28 protein-coding genes and 2 pseudogenes are annotated in these 26,475 nt (G+C 46.7%); 16 read left to right on the forward strand and 14 right to left on the reverse strand.

Annotation, left to right across the window (positions count from 1 at the left end):
• The first annotated feature begins 265 nt into the window (after positions 1 to 265).
• From shc to J2S00_RS08050, 5 genes and pseudogenes are all read left to right on the forward strand, one after another.
• A pseudogene (gene shc / locus J2S00_RS08030) lies at positions 266 to 2,143 on the forward strand (squalene--hopene cyclase).
• 55 nt (positions 2,144 to 2,198) lie between these two features.
• Positions 2,199 to 2,444, forward strand: a complete 246-nt coding sequence (locus tag J2S00_RS08035) for a DUF1294 domain-containing protein (RefSeq protein WP_307337881.1) — start codon at positions 2,199 to 2,201, stop codon at positions 2,442 to 2,444.
• Positions 2,445 to 2,457: 13 nt separating this feature from the next.
• Complete coding sequence (locus J2S00_RS08040; RefSeq protein WP_307337884.1) at positions 2,458 to 2,805, forward strand: VOC family protein; 348 nt, start codon at positions 2,458 to 2,460, stop codon at positions 2,803 to 2,805.
• A gap of 96 nt (positions 2,806 to 2,901) precedes the next feature.
• Positions 2,902 to 3,483, forward strand: a complete 582-nt coding sequence (locus tag J2S00_RS08045) for a DJ-1/PfpI family protein (RefSeq protein WP_307337886.1) — start codon at positions 2,902 to 2,904, stop codon at positions 3,481 to 3,483.
• A 550-nt stretch (positions 3,484 to 4,033) separates the two neighbouring features.
• Positions 4,034 to 4,990, forward strand: coding sequence for an NAD-dependent epimerase/dehydratase family protein (locus tag J2S00_RS08050; protein WP_307337889.1), 957 nt, complete (start codon positions 4,034 to 4,036; stop codon positions 4,988 to 4,990).
• Here the strand turns inward: J2S00_RS08050 and J2S00_RS08055 are convergent.
• From J2S00_RS08055 to J2S00_RS08080, 6 genes are all read right to left on the reverse strand, one after another.
• Positions 4,987 to 5,475: a superoxide dismutase family protein gene (locus J2S00_RS08055; protein ID WP_307337892.1), complete on the reverse strand. Its 489-nt coding sequence runs from the start codon at positions 5,473 to 5,475 to the stop codon at positions 4,987 to 4,989. The genes J2S00_RS08050 and J2S00_RS08055 overlap by 4 nt on opposite strands.
• Before the next feature lie 275 nt (positions 5,476 to 5,750).
• Complete coding sequence (locus J2S00_RS08060; protein ID WP_307337895.1) at positions 5,751 to 6,545, reverse strand: HAD family hydrolase; 795 nt, start codon at positions 6,543 to 6,545, stop codon at positions 5,751 to 5,753.
• 164 nt (positions 6,546 to 6,709) lie between these two features.
• Positions 6,710 to 8,098: an L-cystine transporter gene (locus J2S00_RS08065; RefSeq protein ID WP_307337898.1), complete on the reverse strand. Its 1,389-nt coding sequence runs from the start codon at positions 8,096 to 8,098 to the stop codon at positions 6,710 to 6,712.
• Positions 8,099 to 8,271: 173 nt separating this feature from the next.
• Positions 8,272 to 9,561, reverse strand: a complete 1,290-nt coding sequence (locus J2S00_RS08070; protein ID WP_307337900.1) for a BaiN/RdsA family NAD(P)/FAD-dependent oxidoreductase — start codon at positions 9,559 to 9,561, stop codon at positions 8,272 to 8,274.
• A 121-nt stretch (positions 9,562 to 9,682) separates the two neighbouring features.
• A complete protein-coding gene (gene cimA / locus J2S00_RS08075; protein ID WP_307337903.1) occupies positions 9,683 to 11,296 on the reverse strand; it encodes a citramalate synthase in 1,614 nt (537 codons plus the stop codon).
• A gap of 150 nt (positions 11,297 to 11,446) precedes the next feature.
• Positions 11,447 to 11,680: a DNA alkylation repair protein gene (locus tag J2S00_RS08080; protein ID WP_307337906.1), complete on the reverse strand. Its 234-nt coding sequence runs from the start codon at positions 11,678 to 11,680 to the stop codon at positions 11,447 to 11,449.
• Positions 11,681 to 11,902: 222 nt separating this feature from the next.
• Between J2S00_RS08080 and J2S00_RS08085 the strand changes: the two genes are divergently transcribed.
• Entirely contained in the window at positions 11,903 to 13,246 is a 1,344-nt protein-coding gene (locus J2S00_RS08085; protein WP_307337908.1) for a sodium-dependent transporter, read from the forward strand.
• A gap of 205 nt (positions 13,247 to 13,451) precedes the next feature.
• Entirely contained in the window at positions 13,452 to 13,634 is a 183-nt protein-coding gene (locus tag J2S00_RS08090; protein WP_307337911.1) for a hypothetical protein, read from the forward strand.
• A 137-nt stretch (positions 13,635 to 13,771) separates the two neighbouring features.
• On the opposite strand, the gene J2S00_RS08095 is transcribed toward J2S00_RS08090, so the two are convergent.
• Positions 13,772 to 14,551, reverse strand: coding sequence for a peptidoglycan-binding protein (locus J2S00_RS08095; protein ID WP_307337914.1), 780 nt, complete (start codon positions 14,549 to 14,551; stop codon positions 13,772 to 13,774).
• 198 nt (positions 14,552 to 14,749) lie between these two features.
• Here J2S00_RS08095 and J2S00_RS08100 point away from each other — a divergent pair, with 198 nt between their 5' ends.
• On the forward strand, positions 14,750 to 15,610 hold the full coding sequence (locus tag J2S00_RS08100; RefSeq protein WP_307337917.1) for a ComEC/Rec2 family competence protein: 861 nt from the start codon (positions 14,750 to 14,752) through the stop codon (positions 15,608 to 15,610).
• Between the two features lie 4 nt (positions 15,611 to 15,614).
• Positions 15,615 to 15,887, forward strand: a complete 273-nt coding sequence (locus J2S00_RS08105) for a DUF3006 domain-containing protein (protein ID WP_307337920.1) — start codon at positions 15,615 to 15,617, stop codon at positions 15,885 to 15,887.
• Between the two features lie 11 nt (positions 15,888 to 15,898).
• Here the strand turns inward: J2S00_RS08105 and J2S00_RS08110 are convergent, their stop codons facing one another.
• The 4 genes and pseudogenes from J2S00_RS08110 to mnmL form a co-directional block, all read right to left on the reverse strand.
• Positions 15,899 to 16,198, reverse strand: coding sequence for a MerR family transcriptional regulator (locus tag J2S00_RS08110; protein ID WP_307337922.1), 300 nt, complete (start codon positions 16,196 to 16,198; stop codon positions 15,899 to 15,901).
• A gap of 192 nt (positions 16,199 to 16,390) precedes the next feature.
• Positions 16,391 to 16,528, reverse strand: a pseudogene (locus J2S00_RS08115) (alpha/beta fold hydrolase); the annotation flags it as partial.
• A gap of 67 nt (positions 16,529 to 16,595) precedes the next feature.
• Positions 16,596 to 17,165: a tRNA 5-(aminomethyl)-2-thiouridylate-methyltransferase MnmM gene (gene mnmM, locus J2S00_RS08120; RefSeq protein WP_307337924.1), complete on the reverse strand. Its 570-nt coding sequence runs from the start codon at positions 17,163 to 17,165 to the stop codon at positions 16,596 to 16,598.
• Complete coding sequence (mnmL, locus tag J2S00_RS08125) at positions 17,162 to 18,181, reverse strand: tRNA modification radical SAM protein MnmL/YtqA (protein WP_307337926.1); 1,020 nt, start codon at positions 18,179 to 18,181, stop codon at positions 17,162 to 17,164. Before mnmL ends, mnmM begins: the two co-directional genes overlap by 4 nt.
• A 90-nt stretch (positions 18,182 to 18,271) precedes the next feature.
• Between mnmL and J2S00_RS08130 the strand changes: the two genes are divergently transcribed.
• A complete protein-coding gene (locus tag J2S00_RS08130) occupies positions 18,272 to 19,135 on the forward strand; it encodes a fumarylacetoacetate hydrolase family protein (protein ID WP_307337929.1) in 864 nt (287 codons plus the stop codon).
• Between the two features lie 5 nt (positions 19,136 to 19,140).
• Here J2S00_RS08130 and J2S00_RS08135 read toward each other — a convergent pair whose 3' ends face one another.
• The gene (locus J2S00_RS08135) at positions 19,141 to 19,521 is read right to left on the reverse strand and encodes a hypothetical protein (protein WP_307337931.1); all 381 of its coding nucleotides are present in this window, start codon (positions 19,519 to 19,521) and stop codon (positions 19,141 to 19,143) included.
• 260 nt (positions 19,522 to 19,781) lie between these two features.
• Here J2S00_RS08135 and J2S00_RS08140 point away from each other — a divergent pair, with 260 nt between their 5' ends.
• The gene (locus tag J2S00_RS08140) at positions 19,782 to 20,030 is read left to right on the forward strand and encodes a ferredoxin (protein ID WP_307337934.1); all 249 of its coding nucleotides are present in this window, start codon (positions 19,782 to 19,784) and stop codon (positions 20,028 to 20,030) included.
• 78 nt (positions 20,031 to 20,108) lie between these two features.
• On the opposite strand, the gene J2S00_RS08145 is transcribed toward J2S00_RS08140, so the two are convergent.
• The gene (locus J2S00_RS08145; protein WP_307337937.1) at positions 20,109 to 20,354 is read right to left on the reverse strand and encodes a hypothetical protein; all 246 of its coding nucleotides are present in this window, start codon (positions 20,352 to 20,354) and stop codon (positions 20,109 to 20,111) included.
• A 182-nt stretch (positions 20,355 to 20,536) separates the two neighbouring features.
• Entirely contained in the window at positions 20,537 to 21,676 is a 1,140-nt protein-coding gene (locus J2S00_RS08150; RefSeq protein WP_307337940.1) for a dicarboxylate/amino acid:cation symporter, read from the reverse strand.
• A gap of 195 nt (positions 21,677 to 21,871) precedes the next feature.
• On the opposite strand from J2S00_RS08150, the gene J2S00_RS08155 reads away from it, so the two are divergent.
• From J2S00_RS08155 to J2S00_RS08175, 5 genes are all read left to right on the forward strand, one after another.
• A complete protein-coding gene (locus tag J2S00_RS08155; protein WP_307337942.1) occupies positions 21,872 to 22,912 on the forward strand; it encodes a hypothetical protein in 1,041 nt (346 codons plus the stop codon).
• A gap of 144 nt (positions 22,913 to 23,056) precedes the next feature.
• Positions 23,057 to 24,454, forward strand: coding sequence for an RsmF rRNA methyltransferase first C-terminal domain-containing protein (locus J2S00_RS08160; protein ID WP_307337945.1), 1,398 nt, complete (start codon positions 23,057 to 23,059; stop codon positions 24,452 to 24,454).
• Positions 24,455 to 24,465: 11 nt separating this feature from the next.
• Positions 24,466 to 25,173, forward strand: coding sequence for a pseudouridine synthase (locus tag J2S00_RS08165; protein WP_307337949.1), 708 nt, complete (start codon positions 24,466 to 24,468; stop codon positions 25,171 to 25,173).
• A 7-nt stretch (positions 25,174 to 25,180) separates the two neighbouring features.
• Positions 25,181 to 25,927 carry an NAD-dependent deacylase gene (locus J2S00_RS08170; RefSeq protein ID WP_307337952.1) on the forward strand — a complete coding sequence of 249 codons (747 nt, stop codon included), beginning with the start codon at positions 25,181 to 25,183 and terminating at the stop codon, positions 25,925 to 25,927.
• Between the two features lie 237 nt (positions 25,928 to 26,164).
• Positions 26,165 to 26,431, forward strand: a complete 267-nt coding sequence (locus tag J2S00_RS08175) for a CotD family spore coat protein (RefSeq protein ID WP_307337955.1) — start codon at positions 26,165 to 26,167, stop codon at positions 26,429 to 26,431.
• Positions 26,432 to 26,475: the final 44 nt, after the last annotated feature.

Raw genomic sequence — 26,475 nt, forward strand, 5'->3', positions numbered from 1 at the left:
GACAATAACTTCGCAGCAGATGGACAAAAATCCTTCTTAATGATTCGACTTGGTAATATTTGTTCTTTTAGAATATAGTGAGAGGAACTTAAATACATTTGTTGAATATTAAAACAACTAACAAATCAATGAAATGAAATAACTGAATACTTGACTATACAAGCTGCCTGGAATTTGTCAGCCTCATAAAATGAAAATAGTCACATGAAGACAAATATGTGGAAAACCTATTTCAATCTTTTAAGAAGAGGATGGTCAATAAGGCATGAAGCAGCTTGTAGAACAAGAAATTGAGCGGATTGTGAATCTCTTGGTCACCAGTCAGCAGACAGACGGCTCGTGGCGTTATTGTTTTGAGAGTGGTGCCTTAACCGATGCCTTCATGATTTTTTTGTTACGGTCATTGAAGATCAATGATGAGTCTTTAATCAGTAATTTGGCTGCAAGGATCGCCCGTTTGCAACAAGAAGATGGGGCCTGGTCATTGTATCATGACGAAGGAGGCAATCTTTCAGCCACCATACAAGCTTATGTTGGCCTGCTGTATTCAAAGCGTCATCATCAAGAAGATGAACATATGCGGGCTGCCCAAGGCTTTATTTTATCCAGAGGCGGCGTTGATCAAGCGGATATAATCGCAAAGCTGATGCTTGCTTTAGCTGGACGGTATCCGTGGCAGCACCTCCCTTCTGTGCCCATTGAAGTGATGTTGCTCCCATCAGCGGCTCCCGTCCATTTTTTTGATTTGTCTGGGCATGCCAGAGTACATCTGGCGCCGATGTTAATTCTCTCCGATCAAACATTTACTCTACAAAATGAGCACACACCGGATCTATCTCACTTAATAGTTAATGAGCGTCAACGACAGCGTGATTCAGTGGCCCGAACGTTGTATCGTCAGCAGCAGGCCTATTCCCGTTTGATCAGACAATGGCTGCAATTATTGGGGGAACCAATGGCAGAACTGCACCAGCAAGCTGTGAAAAAAGCTGAGCGATTTATGCTGGAGCGGATAGAAGCAGACGGCACATTATACAGTTATGCCAGTGCCACATTTTTAATGATTTTTGCTCTGTTGGCTCTAGGCTACCGTAAAGACAACCCGGTCATCACCAAGGCTGTTCAGGGACTGAAAACCCTGGTTTGTTCTGCTGCTCAAGGACACCATCTGCAAAATTCAACCTCTACGGTTTGGGATACTGCCCTAATCAGTCATGCTCTACAAACAGCAGGGCTTTCCGTATCTCACCCGGCCGTGCATAAAGCTAACCACTATATATTAACGCGCCAGCATGATCAATACGGAGACTGGGCTCTTAAAAATCCTCATGTACCGCCTGGCGGATGGGGTTTTTCGGACATTAACACAATCAATCCCGACGTAGATGATACTACTGCTGCCTTAAGGGCCATTGACGGGGAAACAGAAGAAGAGGGGTTTTTGGAAGCTTGGAATCGGGGCTTAAGGTGGCTGCTGTCCATGCAAAATGATGATGGCGGCTGGCCGGCCTTTGAAAAAAATACAGAACATCCACTGCTTGCTCTCCTTCCAGTTGACTATGCCAAAGATTTTTTAATTGATCCCTCAACGGCTGATTTAACGGGCAGAACACTTGAATTTCTAGGCAATCATGCTGGCTTAACACTTTAAGATGACCAGGTGCAGCACGCCATTCAATGGTTACTGGACAATCAGGAAGCAGACGGATCATGGTATGGACGGTGGGGAATTTGTTATATTTACGGGACATGGGCAGCTTTAACCGGATTAATGGCTGCTGGCGTGAACTCAGAACATCCTGCTGTCCAGGAAGCGGTTCGTTGGCTGACCAGCATTCAGCTTGAAGACGGGGGGTGGGGTGAATCGTGTCGGAGTGACCAGGTAAAAACCTTTGTTGCTTTACCTAAAAGTACGATATCGCAGACCGCATGGGCGGTGGATGCACTTACTGCCGTACATGAAAATCCCACATCGGCCATAGACAGGGGCGTTCACGCTTTAATCAAACTGAATCAAGATGACTGGGCGTTAACTTATCCAACCGGAGGAGGATTGCCGGGCAGCTTTTACGTTTATTATCATAGCTATCGTTATTTCTGGCCATTGCTGGCACTTAGTCATTACCGGAATAAATATTTGTGAAAAATTTATCAGAGGGCTGAGTGATATGTATCTTTGGATTCTATTATATTTTGCAATGATTAATCTAATTGGCTATATCATCATGTGGAGAGATAAAAAGGCAGCCAAACGGAACAGTTGGCGGACGTCAGAGAAGATGATCTTTCAGATTGCCCTTATCGGTGGTGCTGCTGGTATATATGTTGGAATGCGGCACTTTCGGCACAAAACACAGAAATTAAGGTTTAAAGCAGGGATACCTTTTCTGGTGATTCTGAACGCAGGATGCCTAGTTGGTGCGTTATTGTATTTTCAGTCTTAGGGGGATTTAAGCCATGGAGTTGAGGGAAACGGGGATTATTCTGTTTGTGGAACATTATCAGGAAGCCTTGGCATTTTATACACAAAAACTTGGTTTACCATTACGTAAAAAGGGGGAATCCTTATCCATTCTTGAATTTGGCAGCAGTTACCTGATGATTGAAAAGGGAGGCGTTGCGTCTTCAGGGGAAAAAACACGTGCGCAAAACCCTACTGTGTTAAGGTTAAATGTCCATGATTTTGAACATACAATCGAGGAGTTAAGAGAACGCGGGGTCAACGTAGAGGTTTTACAATTTGAGTGGGGAAAAATTGGAGTCATCATTGATCCGGAAGGCAACCGGATTGAAATTAAAGATTAAAATTTTTTTCAAAATTAATTGGAAATATGCAATCGGAGTTTCAAGAGTTTAGTTGATAACATCATTCTGAATACGGATGAGAATGGAGGATAACCGATGAAGATTGCGTTTATTTTGTTTGATCGTTTAACGGTTCTTGATTTTATAGGTTTTTATGATGTGATCACAAGGTTAAAAACCATGGCGATTAAGCCCGAGGTGAAATGGGATCTGTGTGCCTTAAAGGAACAAGTTGCAGATGAATTGGGAGTCAGGATCAAAGTGGACAGGGTGAGACCTGACCTGGGCGATTATGATATGATCTTTGTTCCTGGCGGTATGGGCACGAGACAGCTGAAGGATGATAGCGTATTTATTAACTGGTTAAAGACAGCAAGGGATGTACACACAAAGGTTTCGGTATGTACCGGCTCCCTGTTGCTGGGGGCAGCTGGTTTCTTAAAAGGAAAGAAGGCGACCACTCATCCCAACGCCTATACTTTGTTAAGTCCTTATTGTGCTCAAGTTGTAGAAAAGAGAATTGTAAAGGACGGTAACATTATAACAGGGGGCGGAGTGGCCACATCTATTGATTTAGGCCTGTACATGCTGGAGGAACTGGCTGGACATGAAGCTGTTCAACGGGTTCAGAGACAAATGGATTATCCTTACTATCCAAGCAAAGAAAAACTTTTATAATGTTACCGATGACATTGTTTGAGATGAGCTGATAGATGGATTCAAGCTTTTCACAGATGTCGGTCACTTTCTCACCTAAAGATGACCTTAACTGATCGATCTGGTCCAGAATGTTTTGGTTCTTTGTTTTTTGTTCGTCCAACTGTTTCATAATGGTTTCGTGGAAGGCTTCCTGCAGGGACAATCTTTCTGTAATCTCCTTGCTCAGTTCTGCTTGTTCGTCCTGCTGGCCGAGTAAATCTTGGTATAACGTTTCGTACTCTTTTAACTTTCTGGATAAGTGACGAATCGGTTTATTTTGAAAGGTCAATTGATCCATAATGGCTTGATGGACGAAACCATCAGCTTTAATGTCTGTCATTAAACTAGTGTGGGACTGTGTCAATTGTTCTAACTGTTCAGCCTGTGATGGGGGGAGTTGGAAACTTGGGGATAAAGAACGGTTTCTGGATGTATGGCAAGAGATTTTGTTGCCAAGTACTACAGCGTTTACTAGAGCGGTATCAACATGATATAGAAAAACTTAACATCTAACAAGGAGGCTGTAAAGATGACTGGGGAAAAAGGGAAGACCAATCTCGTCCTTGGCACAGGGCCATTAGGGATGTCGGTTATGGAGAGATTATTACTTGAAGGTCAGCAGGTGATGATGGTCAACCAGAGTGGCCAGGCGGATGTGCCGGAGCAGGTGCAAGTGATCAAGTGTGATTTGGTAAAAGAAACAATCCCCCTTGAGATCATTAAAAAAGTGGATGTGGTCTATCATTGTATTGGGTTGCCCTACCCGCAGTGGGGAAAATTAAAGACCATTATGAACAATGTGATACAGGCGCTTCGTAACAGTGACACCATATTGGTTTATGCTGACAACTTATACGCCTACGGACCGTCTCATGGTAAACTCGTGGAAACCCTGCTTTATCGTCCGGTTGGGAAAAAAACCAGAATAAGAGCAGACATTGCCACATTCGTGATCGAGGAGCACAACAAGGGGAATATCAGGGCTGCGATTGGCAGGGGTTCCGACTTTTATGGCCCCCGGGTTCGCAATTCAGCGTTAGGATACAGGGTTTTTGAGCATCTTCTTAAAGATAAGTCTGTCGATATATTTGGTAATATTGATACTCCTCACACATACATATACATTCATGACTTTGCAGCAGGATTAGTGACATTAGGGACAAGAACAGAATCCCTAGGTGAGATTTGGCATATTCCCAGTGCAGAAACGATGACAACGAGAGCAATGATAGAAAAAATTTGCCAAGAACTTGGCAATTCTCCTTCATACCGTATCGCAAACAGGTTGATTTTACATGCACTAGGCCTGTTCAACCAAGAGATGAGGGAGTTAAAAGAAATATATTACCAATTTGAGCGTCCCTTTGTGGTTAACCACAACAAGTACAAAACCCGGTTTGGTGAGCAGGTCACCCCTCACGAACAAGCGGTCAGAGAGACGATAAAATGGTATAGAGATCAGAATAGTAAAAATAAAATCAGTTAAAATGAGTTGGGCCAGCCAGCAACGATAACACCACAGGCCAAGCGTTTGCCGGAATCCCCAGCGGGTTGGGTACGATAATCATCTGGATTTTGATGGATAATAACGGACTTGCCTATGACCTGAGGCACTTTGAATTTGTTCGTAAAGAAACACATTTTCGCATACCCGTTATTAGAAAACAATACAGGGAAGTCACCGGCATGGTTTCCATGCGGCTGTCTGGTTGGATTCCAGTGTTGACCTGCCTCCAGGAATGGATTCTTGGGATTTCCAATTTCACATGTTCCAAATTCATGGATGTGGAATCCATGGGGGCCAATGGGGGGATGTTTTTTCCCTCCTGGACGATAAGGGGGTAATCCTGACACTTCAACGGAAACATTGGTGCCCCCCGGAACCGATTTAAAGGTGACAATCCCTTTAATGTTTGGAGCAAGAGGACCTCCTTTGATATCAGCCCAAGCAACATGTGATAAATCTCGCATTTTTGATCTCTCCTGAGGGAATTTTGTACAAATCGATTTCAATACATTTTTCTATATAACTGTAAAATGATTCACATATCCATGATATTCACTATGGCTGGTGAAAAGTTCATAGATTTCCCAGTCAAAAAAAAGTCCTCCCATGTTTAGAGGTACATGGGAGGTCTCTTCATCCGGCCTTTTAACATCCGTTTTAACTTCTAACAGCTCAGCCTTCACCACTGATAATTTTTATTGAATTAACATGTAAGACTTTGTTGAGACTAATCATTCATTTATGAAGACAACTTTTGGACCAGTGGCGGAAGCTCGATTAAACTTTTGATTTCAAAGTCTGAGACTACTTCAGGGTGGGTTTCTTTGCCCTTCCTGTTTAGCCACACGTTTTTCATTCCTGCCCGCGAGGATCCGAGGATATCTGTCATCAGGTTGTCCCCGACCATGACGGCTTCATGACTTTCTAAGGCCATCAAATCAAGAGCATGCTTAAAAATAGAGGGGTCAGGCTTTCCTTTGCCGAAGTCACCGGAAATGACAATGTGTTCAAAGTATGGGGTCAGGTCGGGAAGGGCAGACAGTTTCTCACGCTGCAAGTCAGGTGAACCGTTGGTTAAAAGCAGCAATCTATAGTTGTCTTTCAGCTCGTCCAGTACCTCAAACGTTTCGTCATAAACGATGGAACGTTTGCGCCGTTCAGCCGGAAAGCGCTCAGCCAGATAGTGGCCATAGTCCGGATCATCGATACCCAGCGCTCTTAAGCCTGCAGTCCAAGCTTGTTTCCGGTAGACAGGGGCAATGTCACGCAGCTTTTTAAAACCTTCCAATTCTCCTGCTTTGAAATCCCCCCACAGTCCCTCAAAAGGGTTAATGCCGATCATTTGGGTAAAGGGATATGTTTCATATGAGGCGTAAAGTTGGCGTGCCTGTTTCCGGACAGCCTCTTCTAATTCCTTTGGATTAATCCCGTATTTTTCAGCAGCTTCCTGACAAGTGGCCTCAAAGGCTTCCTGCACGCATTTGGCGTCCCACAGCAACGTGTCGTCTAAATCAAAAAAGATGGCTTTCAGCATGATGTCTCTCCTCTCCCCGTGCAGAATGGTAGGTCTATCAACAGGTTGAAACTAGTATAGCAAAAGCCTGGAAATAGTAAAAGTGAAACCCCGCTAGAGAAGCAGGGTAACCAGTGATGCATAGAATAAATCTGAAGTTGTCACAGCGGAGGACATGCGGGTTTTTAGGCTTGCACTTCCAGTGTTTGGTTATGGTCATGATACATGTTAGTATCTAGATCCCCGGTCAGCTTGCTGGTCAGAATGCCGGATGTCATGCTTCCGCTTACATTAACTGCAGTCCGGCCCATGTCAATCAGCGGCTCAATTGAGATCATCAGACCGGCCAGGGCTACCGGCAAATCCATCACCGATAAAACGATAATCGCTGCAAAAGTGGCGCCGCCTCCCACTCCAGCCACACCAAAGGAACTGATGGCCACCACAACAATCAGCATCAGCAAAAATGACGGAGTTAAGGCATCAATACCCACTGTCGGGGCAATCATGACGGCGAGCATGGCCGGATAGATGCCGGCGCATCCGTTTTGGCCGATAGAAAGTCCAAATGAACCTGCTAAATTGGCAATCCCGTCCGATACGCCCAAGCGCTTTTGGGTGCTGATATTCAGGGGCAATGCGCCTGCGCTGGTCCGTGACGTAAAGGCAAAGGCAAGGACCGGAAATGCTTTTTTGACATAGGTGACGGGATTTAAACCATTCACTAAAAGCAGCAACAGATGAACAAGGAACATAGCAATCAATGCCACATAAGATGCAGTGACAAACTTGCCTAAGCTGAGGATCGCACTTAAGTCACTCGTAGCCACCGTTCGTGTCATAATGGCCAATACACCGTATGGTGTCAAGCGGATCACCATCTTCACGACACCCATGATGAGGGAATAGAGCACCTCGACGGCTGTGGCAAACAGATCAGCGTGCTCCGGCTGATTCCGTTTCAAGCCTAGATATGAAATACCCAAAATGATGCTAAAAATTACAACCGCAATGGTGGATGTAGGACGGGTCCCGGTCAAGTCCAAAAACGGATTGGATGGGATGAGGGCAACAATTTGTTGAGGAAGCGTCTGTCCTTCAATCTCGGCATAAGTTTCTTCCAGCTGAGCCCCCCGCTGGGCTTCTGACTCACCCTGTTCAATTTGAATTGCTTCCAGGTCAAAAACGACAGCTGCAGCGATACCGATAGCGGCGGCGATGGCGGTGGTTCCAACCAGAATGCCGATCACCAAGGTGCTAATTTTGCCTAAATGATTGGATAGTTTCAGTTTGGTAAAGGCCATCAAAATAGATATGAAAATTAAAGGCATGACGATCATTTGCAACAGGCGAATATAGCCAGTTCCCACAATATTAAACCAGTCCGTTGATGTAGCGATGATCTCTGACTGCGGCCCATATACATACTGGAGGCCAAAGCCAAAGATAAGGCCCAGAACAAGACTGGCAAAAACACGTTTGGAAAATGAAACCCTTTTGCTTTGCATCAGATATAGTGCAAAAATAAGAGCTATCATTATAACAACATTTAATATAACAAATAATGATGTCATATTCCTATCCTCCATCTGTAAAAATATCACTAAGATAATTTATCATATTATTCCAAGTTGTCAAGTGAGGATTAGTTGATTCCATTTTCTGCTAAGGGGTTTTGTTTGCCAATTAGCATGATCACAATGAAATTCAACATAAGAAAAAGAAAGTGGGAAGGACGCGGACAATCTTATTGAGAAACAACATCCCGGTCCACCCGAATGGCCTGCCGGGCTGCATTCAAGCCGGCATTATACCCTGTGGTAAAAGCGGCCGTAATGTTGTACCCGCCTGTGTAACCATGAATGTCCAGTATCTCCCCGCAAAAGAACAAGCCGTTCATCAACTTAGACTGCATGGTCTTAGGGTCGACCTCTTTCAGATTGACCCCTCCGCCTGTCACAAAAGCTTCTTCGATAGAGAGTGTGCCGTTGGCCTGCACCGGAAACCGTTTGATCAACTGAGCCAGCTCAGTGAGCTTCTTTTTGGGCAAATGGGCATACGTTAGATCCTCTTCAAGATCCCCTTTTCGCAGCAGGAGCGGAATCATCCGCTCGGGGATATTGCCTTTTAATACGTTTTTGATGGCTTTTTTCGGCTGTTTTGCAGCCAACTTGAGTATCTCTTCCGCAACTAGAGAGGCAGGTTTGTCCGGAAACAGATCAATGGTTAACAGGACCGTATGGATTGTTTCTTTCTTTAACAATTTAACAACGAATTGACTGCACCGCAGAGCAGCCGGTCCGGACAAGCCGAAATGGGTGAAGATCATATCCCCCTCATGCTCAATCACTTTTTTGCCCTTGGGGTTCCACACGCTAAGGGTAATATTGTGCAAAGACAGGCCTTGAAGCTCTTTGTTGCGGATAAAAGGCTCCTCTGATGTAATGGGCACTTCGGTGGGATACAGGTCCGTGATGGTGTGGCCGGCTTCTTGTGCCCAGGCGTAGCCATCTCCTGTTGAACCGGTGTAAGGAACCGATTTTCCGCCTGTGGCGATAATAACGGTGGAGGCTCCAATGATCTCTCCATTTTTCAATTCAACACCCTTGACATGATCCCCTTGATATAACACTCGCTTGACAGGGGCATTCACCCGTATCTCAACCCCTTGTTTGCGCACTTGACGGACCAAGGCATTGACCACGTCTTTGGCCTTATCTGAGACAGGAAACATGCGTCCGCGGTCTTCCTCTTTCAATTTAATACCCAGGCCTTCAAAGAAACGGATAATGTCCCGGTTATTGAACGTGGCCAAACAGCTGTACAAAAAGCGGCCGTTGCCAGGGATGTTTTTGATAATCTCCTCTATATCACCTGCGTTGGTCACATTGCAGCGTCCTCCTCCTGAAATGGCCAGCTTACGCCCCAATTTGCTTCCTTTATCTACCAGCAACACGTTGGCTCCTGCTTCGCTGGCGGCAATGCTGGCCATCAGACCAGAGGGGCCTCCGCCAATAATGATTACATCGTATGTCATCTCTGTGCTCCTTTTCAGATGGTGTCATCAATCGTATTGTAACACGGTGCCAAGCAAGAAGGCACGGTCTGTTTTTGATGACCGTGCCTTTCGCTGATAATGATTTCCAGGTTTTTGATCGTCAGGATTTTACGGTGTGCAGTTGATAGGCGGGACAGTCTTTCAATGCATCTTCATGTTTCATGAAGTAGTAACGGACACTGTCGATCAAGGCGTACCAACTGGCTTCAATAATGTTGGTGGAGACTCCAATGGTGCTCCATTTTTCCTTGCCATCAGAGGACTCAATCAGCACCCGTACTTTGGAGGCGGTGGCATCTGCTTCGTCTAAGACCCGCACTTTGTAATCGGACAGGTACATATTTTTTATTATGGGGAAAAACTCTTCCAATGCTTTACGCAGGGCATGGTCCAAGGCATTGACCGGTCCGTTTCCCTCAGCGGCGGTATGCACCACTTGGCCGTTGACAAGGAGTTTGATCACCGCTTCAGTGGTCAACGTTTCACTTCCTGTTTTCTCGACGAATACTTTGAAGTGATCAAGTGTAAAGTAATCCTTCAGTTCTCCCACTGCTTGTTTGACCAGGAGTTCTAACGAGGCTTCGGCAGCTTCATATTGATAGCCCTGGTGTTCCTTTTCCTTGATCGTGTTAATAATCTCTCTGGACCGGTTGCGGTGCTTGTCAAAGTCATAGTTCCACTCTTTAGCCTTATACAGAACATTGCTCTGGCCGGAAAGTTCAGAGACAAGTACTCGCCGTCTGTTGCCGACCGACTCTGGGGGAATATGCTCATAGGTTTCCGGATGCTTCAGTACGGCACTGACATGAATGCCACCTTTATGGGCAAAAGCGCTTTTACCAACAAAAGGTTGGTGGCTTGGGGGCACTTGGTTGGCCACTTCATGAACATAATTGGAAATGGAGGTCAAGGTGTTCAGATGTTCTTCCGGAATACAGTCATATCCCAGTTTCAGCTGCAAATTGGGAATAACTGAGATCAAATTGGCATTGCCGCACCGTTCTCCATAACCGTTAATGGTGCCCTGCACGTGACGAGCCCCGGCCCGGACAGCGGCTAATGTGTTGGCTACCGCCAGTTCTCCGTCATTGTGACAGTGGATACCAATGGGTACTAATAAGTGACTGGCCACCTCCCGGACAATGGCTTCGATCTCATGGGGTAATGAACCTCCGTTGGTGTCACACAGAGTGACACAATCGGCCCCAGCCGCTGCCGCAGCTTGCAGCGTTTTGAGGGCATAATCAGGGTTTCGTTTAAAACCGTCAAAGAAATGTTCAGCATCAAAAATCACTTCCAGTCCGTTTCCTTTTAAAAATTGGACCGATTCAGAAATCATGAAAAGGTTTTCATCCAGGGTGGTCTGCAAAGCTTCCGTCACATGAAAATCCCACGTTTTTCCAAAAATAGCAACCGTCTGTGCGCCGCTTTCTAATATTTTTTTCAAATTGGCATCATCAGCTGCAGCAATACCTGGCCTGCGCGTGCTGCCAAAGGCAGTGATTTTGGCATGAGACAGGTTCACATTTTTGACTGCTTCAAAAAAGGCCATATCTTTGGGGTTACTTCCCGGCCATCCGCCTTCGATGTAATCAATCCCCAGCTCATCCAGTTTACGTACGATTTTTAACTTATCTTCTACGGACAGGCTGATTCCCTCACCCTGTGTCCCGTCCCGTAAGGTTGTATCATAGAGATAAACTCGCTCAGCCAATGCTATACCTCCCACTCCTAAACATTCTCTCTACTCTAAGTTATTGTCAAAAAAATTAAATAATATTGTCTACAAGTATAGCACAGTCTTTAATCATTTTTAAAGTATTATTTTATGAAAAAACTACAGGGTTGAGCTTATCCACCCTGTCTATTTGATATTTGCTACCGCTCTCTTGATAAACTGCAGTTCGTCTTCAATTAGTCCGCAACTGGCACATTGGATGCGTTTGTCTGGCCCCTGATAAGGCAGATGAAAGGGATCAAGCTCGTTCAATTCATGTGCTTGACCTGTCTCTAAGTCCACCTTAATTGGTGTAACAACCTGCTCGATCACATTAAATCGGCTCCGAGCCTGACAAGAAGGACAACGATAGAATGGCATTCCTAATTTTTCCTCCCTCATCATCAAGTCTATTCTTTGGTTTAGTTTTCCTGATAGCCTTCCTTTTTATGCTTATCAGCGTAGTAAAGTAAAAATAAATTCTCATTAAAAAATAGTTCTTTTGCAGAGGGAGTTAATGTGATAAGATTATACACATCCGCTTTAATGCTTATACGCTTTATAGTACTAAAGTAAAATTATTAATGAGGGAGAGTTTACAGCATGATTAACACCAGAGAAGAATGGGGAACTCGACTTGGGTTTATGCTGGCTGCAGCGGGATCGGCCATCGGTTTAGGGAATATTTGGCGCTTCCCGTTTGTGGCGGGTGAGGGAGGAGGAGCCGCCTTCGTCCTTATTTATTTAGGATTTGTATTGCTCATTGGCTTGCCTCTGATGATTGGGGAAATTGCCATTGGACGCAAGGGGAGGGCCAATGCCATGGATAGTTATAGGGCCATTCGCCCCGAACAGCCATGGCATGTTACAGGGTTGTTGGGTATTGTCAGTAATTTTATGATCCTGTGTTTTTATTCAGTGGTTGCAGGATGGACATTATATTACTTTATTCTGGCCGCTACGGGCCGGTTATTAACGAGTACAAAATCCAATTATGGGGAAGCATTTGGCTCGTTTATCTCCCATCCATTTGCCCCAGTTATTTGGCAGTCATTACTGATGATCATTGTCAGCTTGATTGTGGCTAAAGGCGTTAAACAAGGAATTGAACGGTGGAATAATATTTTAATGCCTGTTTTGTTTGTGTTGCTCCTTGTCCTGGCTGTACGCAGTTTGACTTTATCTGGAGGTGGAGAAGGGCTGGCTTTCTTCTTAAGACCTGACTTTTCCAGTGTGACGTCTACTGTTGTTTTGGCTGCCCTGGGACAAGCCTTTTTCAGTCTAAGCTTGGCAACAGGGCTCTATGTCACCTATGGAAGTTACTGCCGGACCAATACTCATATTCCGGCGAATGCCGGGGGAATTGTTTTCCTTGATGTACTTGTTGCAGTAATCGCTGGTCTCATTATCTTTCCAGCAGTTTTTCATTTTGGGATTGACCCGGGACGGGGACCGGATTTGGTGTTTGTCACTTTTCCAGCTATTTTTTCCAATATGCCCCTGGGGGGATTGTTTGCTGCTCTGTTTTTCTTCTGTGTTTTCCTGGCTGCACTCACCTCTGCCATTTCACTTCTAGAGGTGGTTGTGGCTTATGTCCATGAACGTTGGGCATTGCGGCGCGTGACAGCCACATGGCTAGCAGGGCTGGTCGTTCTCCTGGTTGGTTTGCCATGTGCGCTGTCCTTCGGTCCTTGGGCCGATGCTACACTCCTTGACCGAACTGTTTTTGACTGGTTCGATTTCTTGGCTGCGTCTGTATTGTTGCCTTTTGCGGGTCTGCTGTTGGCGTTGTTTTTGGGCTGGGGCTGGAAACCGGAACAAGTCAAAGCAGAAGTGGAGCAGGAGGGTGTTCGCTTTCAAGTATTTCCGCTGTGGCGAATGCTCATCCGCTATGTCATTCCGGTGGCCTTGGTGATTATTTTTCTGCAGTCTATCGGTCTCATTTGACCGTTGACGATGATGCCGCCGTACACATGGAGGTTTTGGCCCGACATATATGATGAATCATTACTTGCTAGAAATCGTAGCAGGGGGCTGCTTCAGTCGGCTGGCCGTCCCCTTTAATGCATATGGGAGGTATACTTTATCACGCACAGCAAAAACTGAAGAAAAACGGCTGGTGCTGAGTCCGGCCTGTGAAAGGAGGGGGCACATGGGTGGCAAAAAAGGAGACCAAAAGCGGAAAAGGACACAGCAAATGAGGGTGGATGAGATGGAACACCCCGCTTTTACGAATGATCTGGAAGGGGACATTGAGTTTGAAGGGATTCCCGGCCGTCCGGGACAAGGGGAGAAGATCAAGCCCTTTGAAGTGGGGAAAAAAGATCAAGTATAAACAGAGCAGCTCCTTAACTAGAATGGCGGCCCTGTTCAGGTGATGAGCACCGGGACAGGGCCACATTGCTGCTCAGCAGCAGCTCTTTTATTGCACGTAGCTGTCTCTGTTGCTGCAACTGTTAAATTTATTCCTAATTACTCTATGATCCTCACTTGCACTTTCTGACGTCCCCATTGGCGGGCCTCACCTTCATCAGGGATGAAGACATCTATCAGCTCACCCTTGACCGCACCGCCGGTGTCTGCGGCAATGGCTCGTCCATAGCCTTCCACTTCGACGACAGAGCCCAAAGGAATCACACGGGGATCGACAGCAATAACTTTGGCATCTTTGTATTTGTTAAGATTGATACCCATGCGGGTGATGCCTGAACAACCTTGACAGTCGGCTGTATAAGCGGTACTTTCCACCGTCAATGTTTTACCTGCATGGGTTTTAGGATCAGATTGTTTATTCAGGGCAGTCCTGGTTTTGGGACCGGCAATCCCATCGACAGCCAGTCCGTTATCCTGTTGGAACTCTCGGACTGAACTGGCAGTCCCCGATCCGTAGATGCCATCAACCGCTTGCCTGTAATAGCCTAAATCTTTCAATTGGTGCTGAATGTAGGAAACATGTTTGCCCATATCACCGGGGCGGATCACTTGCAAGGACCGTTTTGTTTCAGACCCTACGATGCCATCCACTTGTAGACGGTACTTTTCCTGAAATTCGATGACCGCATCTTCTGTGATGGAACCAAAATAGCCGGTTGGGGTATGGTAAGGGAAAAGCCCCTTGGTCATCAGGTACTCTTGAACTTTTTTTACATCCTCGTGCCACATACCCTTCTGCAAGGTCTGATTTCCGAACGAAGCATGACTTGTCACAGGTATGGCTACCAAGACAAGGGCCGTGGCCAAGAATGCAGACACGATGAGTCTCATGGTGAATCTTTTAAAACCTCCCTTAAATGATGCTAGATTTGGTGCTGCCTATACATCCTTCGAGAAAAATATCAGGAAGCTTGACGTCTTCAGCAAAAATGAATCCACAGCCCTACGGTAAATCCAGTAAAATGAAACAGTGTGATAAAATGATAAAAGATTCATAGATTCGGGAGGATGTTAGTTATGAAGCAGAAAATGAAGCGTTATACATATTTGTTTGTCCTTGTTCTTGCTGGCTTAGTGGTCATGCTGGTGGATCATGACACGGATCCGGTTCTTGAACGGTTTGAAGGTAACATGATCGCCCATTTTATCGATGTGGATCAGGGTGACGCAACTTTGTTAGAGGGGCCTGATTTTACTGTGCTGATTGATGCCGGGCGTCATGACCGGGATGACGTTGTCCCATATTTAAAATCTGTGGGAGTGGAGTATATTGATTTGATAATCGGCACCCATCCACATGCCGACCACATTGGCCAGTTGGACCGGGTACTGGCTGAATTTCCCGTTCAGGAAGTATGGATGAGTGGGGATACGCACAGCACACGGACATTTGAGCGGGCAGTGGAAGCTATTTTACAGTCAGATGCGACTTACTATGAGCCCCGTGCGGGGGAAACATTTGAGATCGGCTCACTCCGGATTGAAGTGGTTCATCCTGAAACATTGACGGGCGACTTGGACGAGGGATCGATCAGTATTCGGGCGGTCTATGGCGAGGTGGCCCTTCTGTTTACCGGTGATGCCGGACAAGCATCAGAGCAGGAGATGATCGCCAGAGGGCATCAACTTCAGGCTGATATTTTTCAGCTTGGCCACCACGGCTCCAGCACTTCCAATGGGGAAGAATTTCTGCAGGCGGTAAAGCCCAAGGTGGCCATTTATTCGGCGGGACAAGATAATTCTTATGGGCATCCACACAGGGAAGTGGTTCAACTCATCTCTTCATTGAATATCCCCTTGTACGGAACGGCGGAACATGGCACCATCTGGGTTATCACTGATGGTGCTGAGTTCAGTGTCGACTATGAGAGGAGGTGATTTGATGGACGACCATAAGGTAAAAGCAGTTGTGGACCGCATTGAGGACAGGTATGTAGTTTTACTGATGGGTGAAGAGGAGAAAGAACTGCACGTTCCCCTGGAGCAGGTGCCTGGGGAACTGCAAGAGGGGGAATGGGTGATTGCCACTTTGAGTGCTCAGCAAGAGGTGATCAGTTTAAAAACAGATAAGGAAGAGACCGAGAAAATAGGAACAAGGATCCAGGAAAAGGTAAAACATTTGAAGCAACGGATGGCCAGCCGCTTTAAAAAATAAGGACTATGCCCTCACTTCCTCTGTCTGAAAGCAGCATTAAGTTGCCCCCTTAACATTTCCCGGCGCAATTCTTCTTGATTTTTCTGTTTTTCCATGCGGCGAATCTCATAGGTCTGCAAACCATCTTCCATTTTTTCTGCAATATCCATCAAACGTTCCACGTCGAGAAACGAATACTTGCGTGTCCCACCCGCCGACCGCTCGGGGAAGATCAGTTTCCTTTCTTCATAATAACGAATTTGGCGGGGGGATAACCCTGTTAATTCACTGACGATGCCAATGGGCATCACTTTTTTTGTTTTATAGGACATGTTGTCTCACCTCTGAATCAGCTCTATTTCAGTTTATGTTTATGATAGCAAAAAAAGGAGGGAGGACGTACTATTTTTGTCAGAAAATCTAACAAAAACTTTGTCACAAAACCCCGCTGAAGCAAGTGGATTAAGAATAAATAAAAAAATGTGTAAGGTAAACTTACACAAAAAATCTATACCTATTATTTAAATTAAAGTAGGGACAAATATTTTATGAAGATCAGGATACATCTTCTCATCTCTTAGTGAGACTAATATTGCCGCAGTCGACCAACCTGCCGCCTGTAGTCCCAGTTGAAAGAACCATTCCGAGAATGGGCCTTTTCGTTGGCGAAATAAAAACTAGAGGAACGAAGTAACATAAAATATGGTTGCTGAAAGGATCTTAAGCACATCATCGCTTTTCAATAGCTACTAAGAACGGGGGATTATTTTGCTGGTTAATAAACTGGTACTTTAGGACATGGTACTGCTTCTGGTCCCACTGGCCAAGTTCGGCAAGCAAAATATCCCGTTCTAATTTACCTTCAGCATGGCCGCTGTAGATGACGAGGGTGATCAAGCCCCCGGGCTTAAGATAACGGGCTAAAGTATGCAAAGCAGTCAGTGTCGTTTCCGGCTTGGTGACCACTGTTTTGTCACTGCCAGGGAGGTAGCCTAGATTGAACATGGCTGCGCTCAGCGGCTGATCATGGCAGTTCAGTTCTTCTTCCACAGTTTCGTGCCCTTTATGTAAAAGCTGGACTTGAGAGAGGCAGTGAGCCTCTTTCAAGCGTTTTCTGGTGTTTTCCAGCGCTTCTTGTTGCACGTCATAAGCGAGCACTTTTCCTGTGGAACCCACAAGCCGGGCCAAGAATAGTGTATCATGGCCATTGCCCATGGTGGCATCGACCACCAGATCCCCCGGCCCCGCCACCTGTTCAATCAGGGTATGGGTAAAAGGTAAGATACTTGGGATGTTCATTTTTGTACCACCTTCTTCTGCTCCAGGCGGATAGCCGGGTTCCATAACTTGCCTTGCCAGGTGTTACGATTCTTCAATTCCCGATCGATGCTATTAAGCACATCCCACTTATTCACACTCCACATGGGGCCGATTAACAGATCACCTGGCCCATCTCCGGTAACACGGTGAATAATGAGTTCCGGGGGCATCATTTCCAACGTTTTAACCACCAGGTTAACATATTGGTCCTTTTCCAGGAATTGGAGCAGTCCTTGCTCATATTGGCGGACCATCGGCGTAAACTTCAGCACATGCAGCAGGTGAATTTTCAATCCCTGGATATCCAGCTTGGACACTTCCCGGGCGGTCTCCAGCATCATTTCATCGGTTTCCTGGGGCAAACCGTAAATAATGTGGCAGCATACCCGGATGTTGTGTTGGCGCAGTTTCTCCACACCTTCCACATAACATTTGTAATCATGCCCCCGGTTAATGAGCTCACCGGTCTTGTTGTGCACGGTTTGCAAGCCCAGTTCAACCCACAGGTAGGTACGTTCATTCAATTCAGCCAAAAGTGCCACCACATCATCGGGCAAACAGTCCGGCCGGGTGGCAATGGACAAGCCTACCACCCCATCCTGTTCCAAGATGGCCTCATACATGTCTCTTAGTTCTTCGGCAGGAGCGTAGGTATTGGTGTAGGCTTGAAAGTAGCCGATATATTTAGCTTCTGGCCATTTTTTGTGCATATTGGTCTTCACCTTTTCAAATTGGGTGAGCAGATCGTCCCGGCGGTCACCGGCAAAATCACCAGAACCACGGGCACTGCAGAACGTACAGCCGCCAGTGGCTACTTTGCCGTCCCGGTTGGGACAGGTAAAGCCGGCATCCAAAGATACTTTAAACACCTTTTGTCCAAACGTTTGGCGCAGGTGATAGTTCCATGTATGATAACGCTTATCTCCCCACAGGCGGGGAGTTTCGTTGCTCGTATTGTGATGATGTGTTGTGGTCAGAGTATGGGATTGTGACATCAAGACAACTCCTTTCCTTCATCATATTGTACAATATAATTGGTTCGTGTACAGAATTAGAAGAGAGGTAGCTGAAAGGAGTGCCATGAGATGAAATTTATTACTTTTCTGACCACTGACAACGAGCAAAAATGGGGAATTGTGCATAACAGTGACACCGTTGTGGACGGAACAGGAAGCGGTTATGCCCGGCTGTTGGATGTCATCCGAGGGGGAGATCCAGCCTTAGCAGAAGTGAAGGAATGGTTTAAACAAGGGGATGCCAAGACGTATGCATGGGATGAGGTGAAGATCTTACCACCCATAAAACCGCCTAAAAATGTGATCTGTGTAGGCAAAAATTATGCTGAACACGCTTTGGAGATGTCCAATCAGGACCCTGGTGCCATTCCAAAATATCCTGTGTTTTTTACCAAACCACATACTTCATTAATCGGACAAGGGTCTAGTATTGATTCCCATCCTCACATTACCGAACAGCTCGATTACGAAGGCGAATTGGCGGTTGTGATAGGAAAATGGGGCAAAAATATACCAGCGTCCGAAGCTTTGGAGTATGTTTTTGGCTATTCTATTTTAAACGATATCACAGCCCGGGATTTACAAAGCAGGCATAAGCAATTCTTTAAAGGCAAGTCTTTGGATACCTTTGCACCCTTTGGGCCTGTCATTGTCCACAAATCACTGATCGAAGACCCGCAGCAGCTGAACATCACAACCATTGTAAATGGGGAAGTGCGTCAAAACAGTTCAACTCAGGATATGATTTTCCCGGTTGCTGAGCTGATTGAATCGATTTCGGCCGGCATGACCCTTGAGCCGGGGGACGTGATTGCTACCGGAACTCCAAGCGGTGTCGGCAAGGGATTTAACCCTCCCAAATTACTTAAAGCAGGAGATGAGGTATCCATTACCATAGAGCCTATAGGTACCCTAACCAACCGAGTGGAATAAAATGTCTATTTTAAATCATCCTGAATGGGGCTGAAGCTGCTTCCAGCTTCAATCATCTGTTCAAAAGTGAGTCCGTCCTTCACCTTGCCGTTCTCGGTTACCATGATAAAGTCGTTGTCTCCAGTATGGGTGTGTCGGTAAAAACGGGCTATTTGAATGGGATTGCCATTTTCTTTGGTGTAGCAAGCACCGACCAATTCAAGCAGGTGACTTTCGCCTGCCTTTAACATTACTTCTTCCTGCACCGGATAGTGAAGCCAGTAAAACATGTAGTTGCGCTGTTGCAGTTCGTCATGCAACTGCTCGGCAGCTGGCAATTGATCCACATATTGTTCAAACGAACGGTCATACAAGCAATGATAGGCGTTCATCCAGACCGGTTCCATTGCAATCCCCTTTCTTGTTTGCAGTTTACTTTTTAATATGGCTGCTCTCTTTGCATTTATGCGCGAGGCAAGGGGGAAAGCGTGAATGTGGAAGGTTCTGGATCAGCCGAAAATCTGTGTATTTCCCGGTTAAAAGGACAAATTAATATTTGCCATCAGGAAAAAAATGCACTACAATAAAATTTAGATCGCACTCTTTCTTATCGTTAAGATAAGATTGTGGTATTTAAACGTATGTTATATTGGAGGAGGGGTTTTTCATGCCAAAATATACGATTGTAGACAAAGAGACATGTATTGCCTGTGGGGCCTGCGGAGCGGCTGCGCCGGATATCTTCGACTATGACGATGAAGGATTGGCCGAAAACATCCTTGATGAAAACACAGGAACGGTTGAAATTCCCGATGTATTAGAAGAAGATCTGGAAGATGCTTTCGAAGGCTGCCCGACTGACTCCATTAAAGTAGCTGAACAACCGTTTGACGGTGATCCCAACAAGTTTGAGTAAGTCATTGACAGCGCCTAGTTTTTGGTATGAGAAAAAGCTCCCAATGAACCGGGAGCTTTTTACGCCCTTGCAAATTAATTATTCTCCCCAGGGAGAGTAGACGCCTTCCAAACGTCTGACCCGGCGGTCCAAACTGTCAACTCTGCGCATCAGACGGTCAACTTCTGATTCAAGCCGGCGTACACGCCGGGGAAGGTCACCGTCGGGGACCCAGGGGACTCCGGGAATACCAGGAAAAAATTGTGGTTGCTGACCGACAGGGGGTTGCTGTTGGCGGATCTCCTCTCCATGAGCGTGGGGATGGCCAGGAAACGGACGATGCATGGTATCTCCTCCAATGTGTGAATGTGTATTCGACATCAGTCTATGGTGATATACCACAATTGGTTTGGACGTCTATCCTGATCAACCTTGATAATCATTTAAAATGGGTAGACGACTAAAGGGGGGCAGAAGGCTCCCCCCATTTTTTTGTGCTAATTTCCAGTTTTATCTGCCTGTTGCGCTTACAGTGAATATTTATCCACCACAAGCGCCAAAGCGCCATCACCCGTCACATTGCAAGCCGTACCAAAGCTGTCCTGGGCCATATATAAGGCGATCATCAATCCCAAGGCAGCTTCGTCAAAGCCCAGCATGGTACTTAACAGGCCCAGTGCAGCCATCACGGCCCCGCCGGGAACACCGGGGGCTGCGATCATGATCACCCCAAGCATCATAATAAAAGGCAGCATGGTGCCCAGAGTGGGCAAGCCCAGACCACTTGACAGCATCATCACAGCGACTGAACAAAGGACAAGAGTAATGGTGCTGCCAGATAAATGGATCGTGGCAGATAACGGAATAGCAAAGTCAGCCACATGTTCTTTTACTTTGTTTTCCTTGGCCTGACGCAACGTCACTGGGATCGTCGCCGCACTGGACATGGTTCCAATGGCCGTAAAATAAGCAGGAAGCATGGTTTTGAGAGCGCGGAAAGGATTCCGGCCAGTCAGTGTCCCTGCTACTGTATACAGAATCAGCAGCCAGACCCAGTGGGTGAGGACAGCCAGCAGCAACACAATGCCGAATGCCCGTAATGTGTGGAAAACGGATCCTTCCGCTGCCAGATCAACAAACACCCCGGCAATGTACAGCGGAAGCAGGGGGATAATGATGCGTTTAATCAGCAGTTCGACGATATTTTTTCCTTGATCGAAAAACTGTTTAAGAACAGGGCTTTCTACTCTGGTCATGCCAATGCCAAATACAAAAGCGGTAATCAAGGCGGTCATGACACCTACAATTGGCTCAATCGTCAGTTCAAACAAGGGTTCAAGGCCTGCACCCTCCTCACCATGCTGTCCCCCTGAACCTGTCAACAGAGGGATAACAGTCATGGCCACCACGAAAGCCAAAATCCCTGCCAATAGGGTGGACGAATAGGCAAGTCCTGACGTGAGACCCAACATTTTCCCTGATTGTTTTCCCAGTCCAGATATACCGCTGGCAATAAAGAAGACAATGATAAGCGGGATGATAAAGCCAATAAATTGGCCAAAAATAACCTTAAAAGTAACAAACATTCTGGACAAAAACTCCGGCGCATACAAACCAATCAGCATCCCACCGATAATCCCCGCTAACAGCTTGACAATTAATCTCATGTTGTCCCTCCTTCGCTTTTTTACAGGATGACAATGCTATGTCTTATTTAAACATTTAGGTACGCTTAATGCAAAAAATAACAAAGCCAAGCATGACGGCTTTGATGGGAACAGGGCAATTTTACTATACATCAAACATAGTTAGTGTGCCAAAACTGGGAAGGATAGTTCTTTTAATGATAAGGAGGGACAATGATGGGACGCATTACATTGAGACCTGAGCTGATGACACCTGGCGGCCAGGCTGCCAGCATTATGCTGGATGACTGCTATGTGGGTTCATTTATCATGGTATATCGCGAGAATGATGCCTTGTGGGGCATGATCCAGCTGGATGAAGAGATGCTGGAACCGGATGAAAAAGGAGAAATCGACCTGTTCATGCATGAGCATATTGAGGATTTGATTGAAGCCCTGCAGGTCGAGGAATGCATGATCACCTCCACCTACAGTGATTTTGATTATGTCATCTCCACTGATGATATTGTGGAAGAGGTATTGGATGAGGAAGAATGGGTCGAAGAAGCAGAGCAAGCACAGGAGTTTCATTTGAGTGTGATGCGTGAAACCCGCCATCGTGTCGAGTATCAGATTCATGACGAAAATCATGACTTGGCTGCCGAAGCCGTGGTCTATATGTCACGGGATCATGTGACCGGAGAAGTGCTGTGGGACTATGAACCGACGGATACCGAGATTGATACAGTGGCCCGGCTGATTGTGTCCGACTTTGATCCCGAAGAGGTGGAAAGCTTTGCTTTTGTGATGTATGTGGATGGGGAAGAGATTGCCGCTATCGAGCTGACCCGTGAGGATCTGATTGAGGAAGGGATGGAAGAAGAGGAGGTTTACCTCGACATTGACCATGTTGAGGACTATGCACTCACTTTTGACCTGATCAGGGAAGATAACGATCTGTTGATCTATGATATTTATGAGGAAACGGAGGGGGAGAGTATCTGTCTGGGGACGGCCACGGCAGATCTTAGCAATGACGAAGTCACCGTTTTGGTTGAGTTTGACAACCCAAGGGACAGGCGTCTGCGGGAACAAATCGCTTATCACCTGATTGATGAACTGGAAGAAGAAGCCTATTTTGACACAGTCACCATTACGATGCAATATGACAATGATGTCATTGATGAATACCATTTTGACTACAACGATCAGCCGGAGCATGGCTTGCCAGCCGGCTTAAACACTAGAGACGGGGCAGAAACACGTGTTTACAGCTAGTCGTCTTCATACTGACGCTGTTCCTGTTCAGGGGCTGAATCCTCAGGGATTCAGCTTTTTTTCTGTTTCCAAAATAGAGTATACTAGTGAAAGAAGCATGAAGCAGACCGAATATAGAACAGCACTGGAAAGAGGGAACACGGTATGGCATTACCTCCTTTGTTTAAGCAGCGGATGCAGCATTTTTTGGGTAGGGAAGCGGAGGCGTTTTTTCAGTCGTATGAACAGGAACGACATTACGGGTTGCGTATCAATACGTTAAAATGGACGGTTGAGGAAGCCCGGCAGGCCTTACCTTTTCACCTGACCCCCATTCCTTGGGTGCCAGAGGGTTTTTATTACAGAGAGCAAGAGAGGCCGGCCAAACATCCTTATTATCATGCGGGATTGTACTACATTCAGGAGCCGAGTGCCATGGCTCCGGCGGCAATGATTCCCATCGAACCGGGTGACAGAGTGCTTGATTTGTGTGCGGCTCCTGGCGGGAAGTCCACTCAGATTGCTGCCCGCCTGGCCGGACAGGGGATTTTGGTCAGCAATGACATCAGTGCAGAACGGATTAAAGCGCTGGTTAAAAATCTGGAACTGTTTGGGGTTCGTAATGCCATAGTGACAAATGAAACCCCGGAACGTCTGGCTGATGTGTTTGGTGCCTATTTTGACAAGATTATCATAGATGCGCCCTGTTCCGGGGAAGGCATGTTCCGTAAGAACCCGGAAATGGTGAAAAGCTGGGAAACTCATAACATTGAATCCTGTGCGGTTATGCAACGGGACATTTTGTACCAGGCGGCCCGCATGCTGAAGCCAGGCGGCTTAATGCTGTATTCTACTTGCACCTTTGCCCCGGAAGAAAATGAGGCTCAGATCGGCCGTTTTCTCTCCCGCTATCCCCAGTTTGAAGTGGAGGATTTGACCATGGTCTCCGGTTTTCAACCAGGAAGACCGGAGTGGGTCAGTCAAGACGAATTACCCGGGAATATCAAAGAGCAGCTGGCAAGAACGGCCAGATTGTGGCCCCATCATGTGCGGGGAGAAGGGCACTTTTTGGCCTTATTGCGCAAAACGGACGGGGAGCCAGAAATGTATCAATCTGAGCAAGCAACCCCTGTTCCAGAAAAGGTATTGCAGGATTTCAGGCAGTTTGAAAAGGATGTATGTGTGAGGCCATTTGAAGAGATGATGGACGGCAGGCTGGTCTCTTTTAAACAGCATTTGTATGTCAAACCTGAAGGGCTGCCTTCCCTGCAAGGATTAAGAGTGGTCAAATCGGGCTGGTACTTGGGTGAAATAAAGAAGAACCGCTTTGTCCCCAGCCAGGCTTTGGCGATGGGCTTAGAAATGGCGGATGTGATTAAAACAGTGTCCTTATCTGTGGAGGATGAAACCTTGCTGCGCTATTTGAAAGGTGAGACACTCTCCTTACAGGGAGAGAAGGGTTGGAAACTGGTTTGTGTGGACCGTTTTCCGCTGGGCTGGGGCAAGCAGGTTCAGGGCATTCTGAAAAATGCTTATCCTCCAGCCTGGCGCTGGTTGACCTAGGAGGTGAAAACATGCGGTTGGATAAATTGCTGGCCAATATGGGCTATGGCAGCCGAAAAGAGGTCAAAAAATGGCTGAAAGCCGGTGTTGTCACCGTTAACGGCAGCGTGGTGCAAGATGGCAAAACACAGGTTGATCCAGACACTGATCATGTTCAGTTCCAAGGGGTCACGGTGGAATACCGGCCGTATATCTACTTAATGCTCAACAAACCCCAAGGCGTCATCTCCGCCACGGAAGATGCGTCCCATACCACTGTGCTGGATCTTTTAGACCCGGAATATTTGATTTATGATCTGTTTCCGGTCGGGCGGTTGGACAAGGATACGGAGGGACTGCTGCTCTTGACCAATGACGGCAAGTTAAGCCATGCCCTGTTATCTCCCAGACGTCACGTGCCTAAAGTGTATTATGCCGAGATAGAGGGCATAGTGACGGATGAAGACGTGGACGCTTTCAAATCGGGTGTGACCCTCGACGACGGGTACCATACGCTGCCGGCTGAATTGCATATTATCGACAGCGGTGAACAATCCAGGGTGGAGCTGACCATTGTGGAAGGCAAGTTTCATCAGGTTAAGCGCATGTTTGAGGCTGTGGGCAAACGTGTGATTTATCTCAAACGGACCAAGATGGGTCCCTTAGCACTGGATGCACATTTAGAGCCGGGGGAGTACCGTGAATTAACTGAGGAGGAAGTTCAGCTTTTACAGGGGTGATGAAAGTATGGCACAGCATTTAATTCAGACCTTGGTTGAATGGCTGCAAGAGGCACAGCACACTGTAGTTTTAACGGGAGCCGGCATGAGCACGGAATCAGGATTGCCGGATTTTCGTTCCAACCAAGGGCTGTGGTACGGGCGTGATCCACAGGAGATTGCCAGTGTTCATGCCATCAGACATAACCGGGAAGATTTTGTTGATTTTTATCGCTGGAGGATTAAAGAGGTGGATAAGTACCAGCCCCATGCCGGGCATCATGTGTTGACACGTTGGCAGCGCCAAGGATTTGTGCAGCGGATTATCACTCAAAATGTGGATGGCTTCCACCACCAGGCAGCCAGCCACGATGTGATTGAACTGCACGGCTCGTTGCGCGAATTATATTGCATGGACTGCGGGCACAGAACCGATGCCAAACGTTACTTGCAGGACAAGGGAGAAGTTTGCCCCCGATGTGGCGGATTTTTAAGACCTGATATTGTCTTGTTTGGTGAAATGCTGGACACACAGGCGATTGAAGCAGCATTTGACGAGGCGCGCCAAGCGGAGTTGTTTATTGTGCTTGGTTCCAGCCTGCAGGTGTCTCCGGCTAATATGCTGCCCATGGAAGCAAAAGACGCGGGAGCGAAGCTGGCCATTGTTAATCTGCATGACACGTTATTAGACCCTCAGGCTGATCTGTTGATTGAGGGCAAGGTGGGTGACGTGCTCCGTCAGACAGATGAATGGCTGAACAAAGACGAGGCATAGGCACTTGCAGCTGGTTGTTTATCTAATTTTTGGGTGTACAACCCAAGTTGTATGATTGACTAGGACAAAGGGTGAGGGGCTAACATACAACTATAGTGATCACACATTTAAAGGAGGTACATGGTCACTATGGAGAAACTGCCCAAAAAAGGGTACCACCCCCCAAAGAGCATGCGGCCCCATATGGCAGGGTTCATGAGTCCTTCAATGTTTGCGCCAGGACCAGGAGCTGGAAGGATGGGTCCGTACATGGCACCTTATCCTCCTGGCGTTCCGACACGTGTAGCACCGACCCGGCGTGTGGTGCATCCGACGCGTTATCTTGAACGGCATCGCGTGATTCGTTATCCCATCAAGCATGTTTATCCTACTCATGTGCATCATGTGACCCACCATGTTTGCGAGCATTATTGCTGTGACACTTTCAGCGAGAGTTATCAGGACTGCTATCATAATGTGAATGTGAACTGCGGTCCGCGCGGTCCCCGTCCATTTTACGGGTAAAGAGGGGAAGAACGGAAGCAATACTGGATCAAAAGGAAGTTGTC

The sequence above is a fragment of the Caldalkalibacillus uzonensis genome (genome assembly GCF_030814135.1).
GTDB lineage: Bacteria > Bacillota > Bacilli > Caldalkalibacillales > Caldalkalibacillaceae > Caldalkalibacillus > Caldalkalibacillus uzonensis.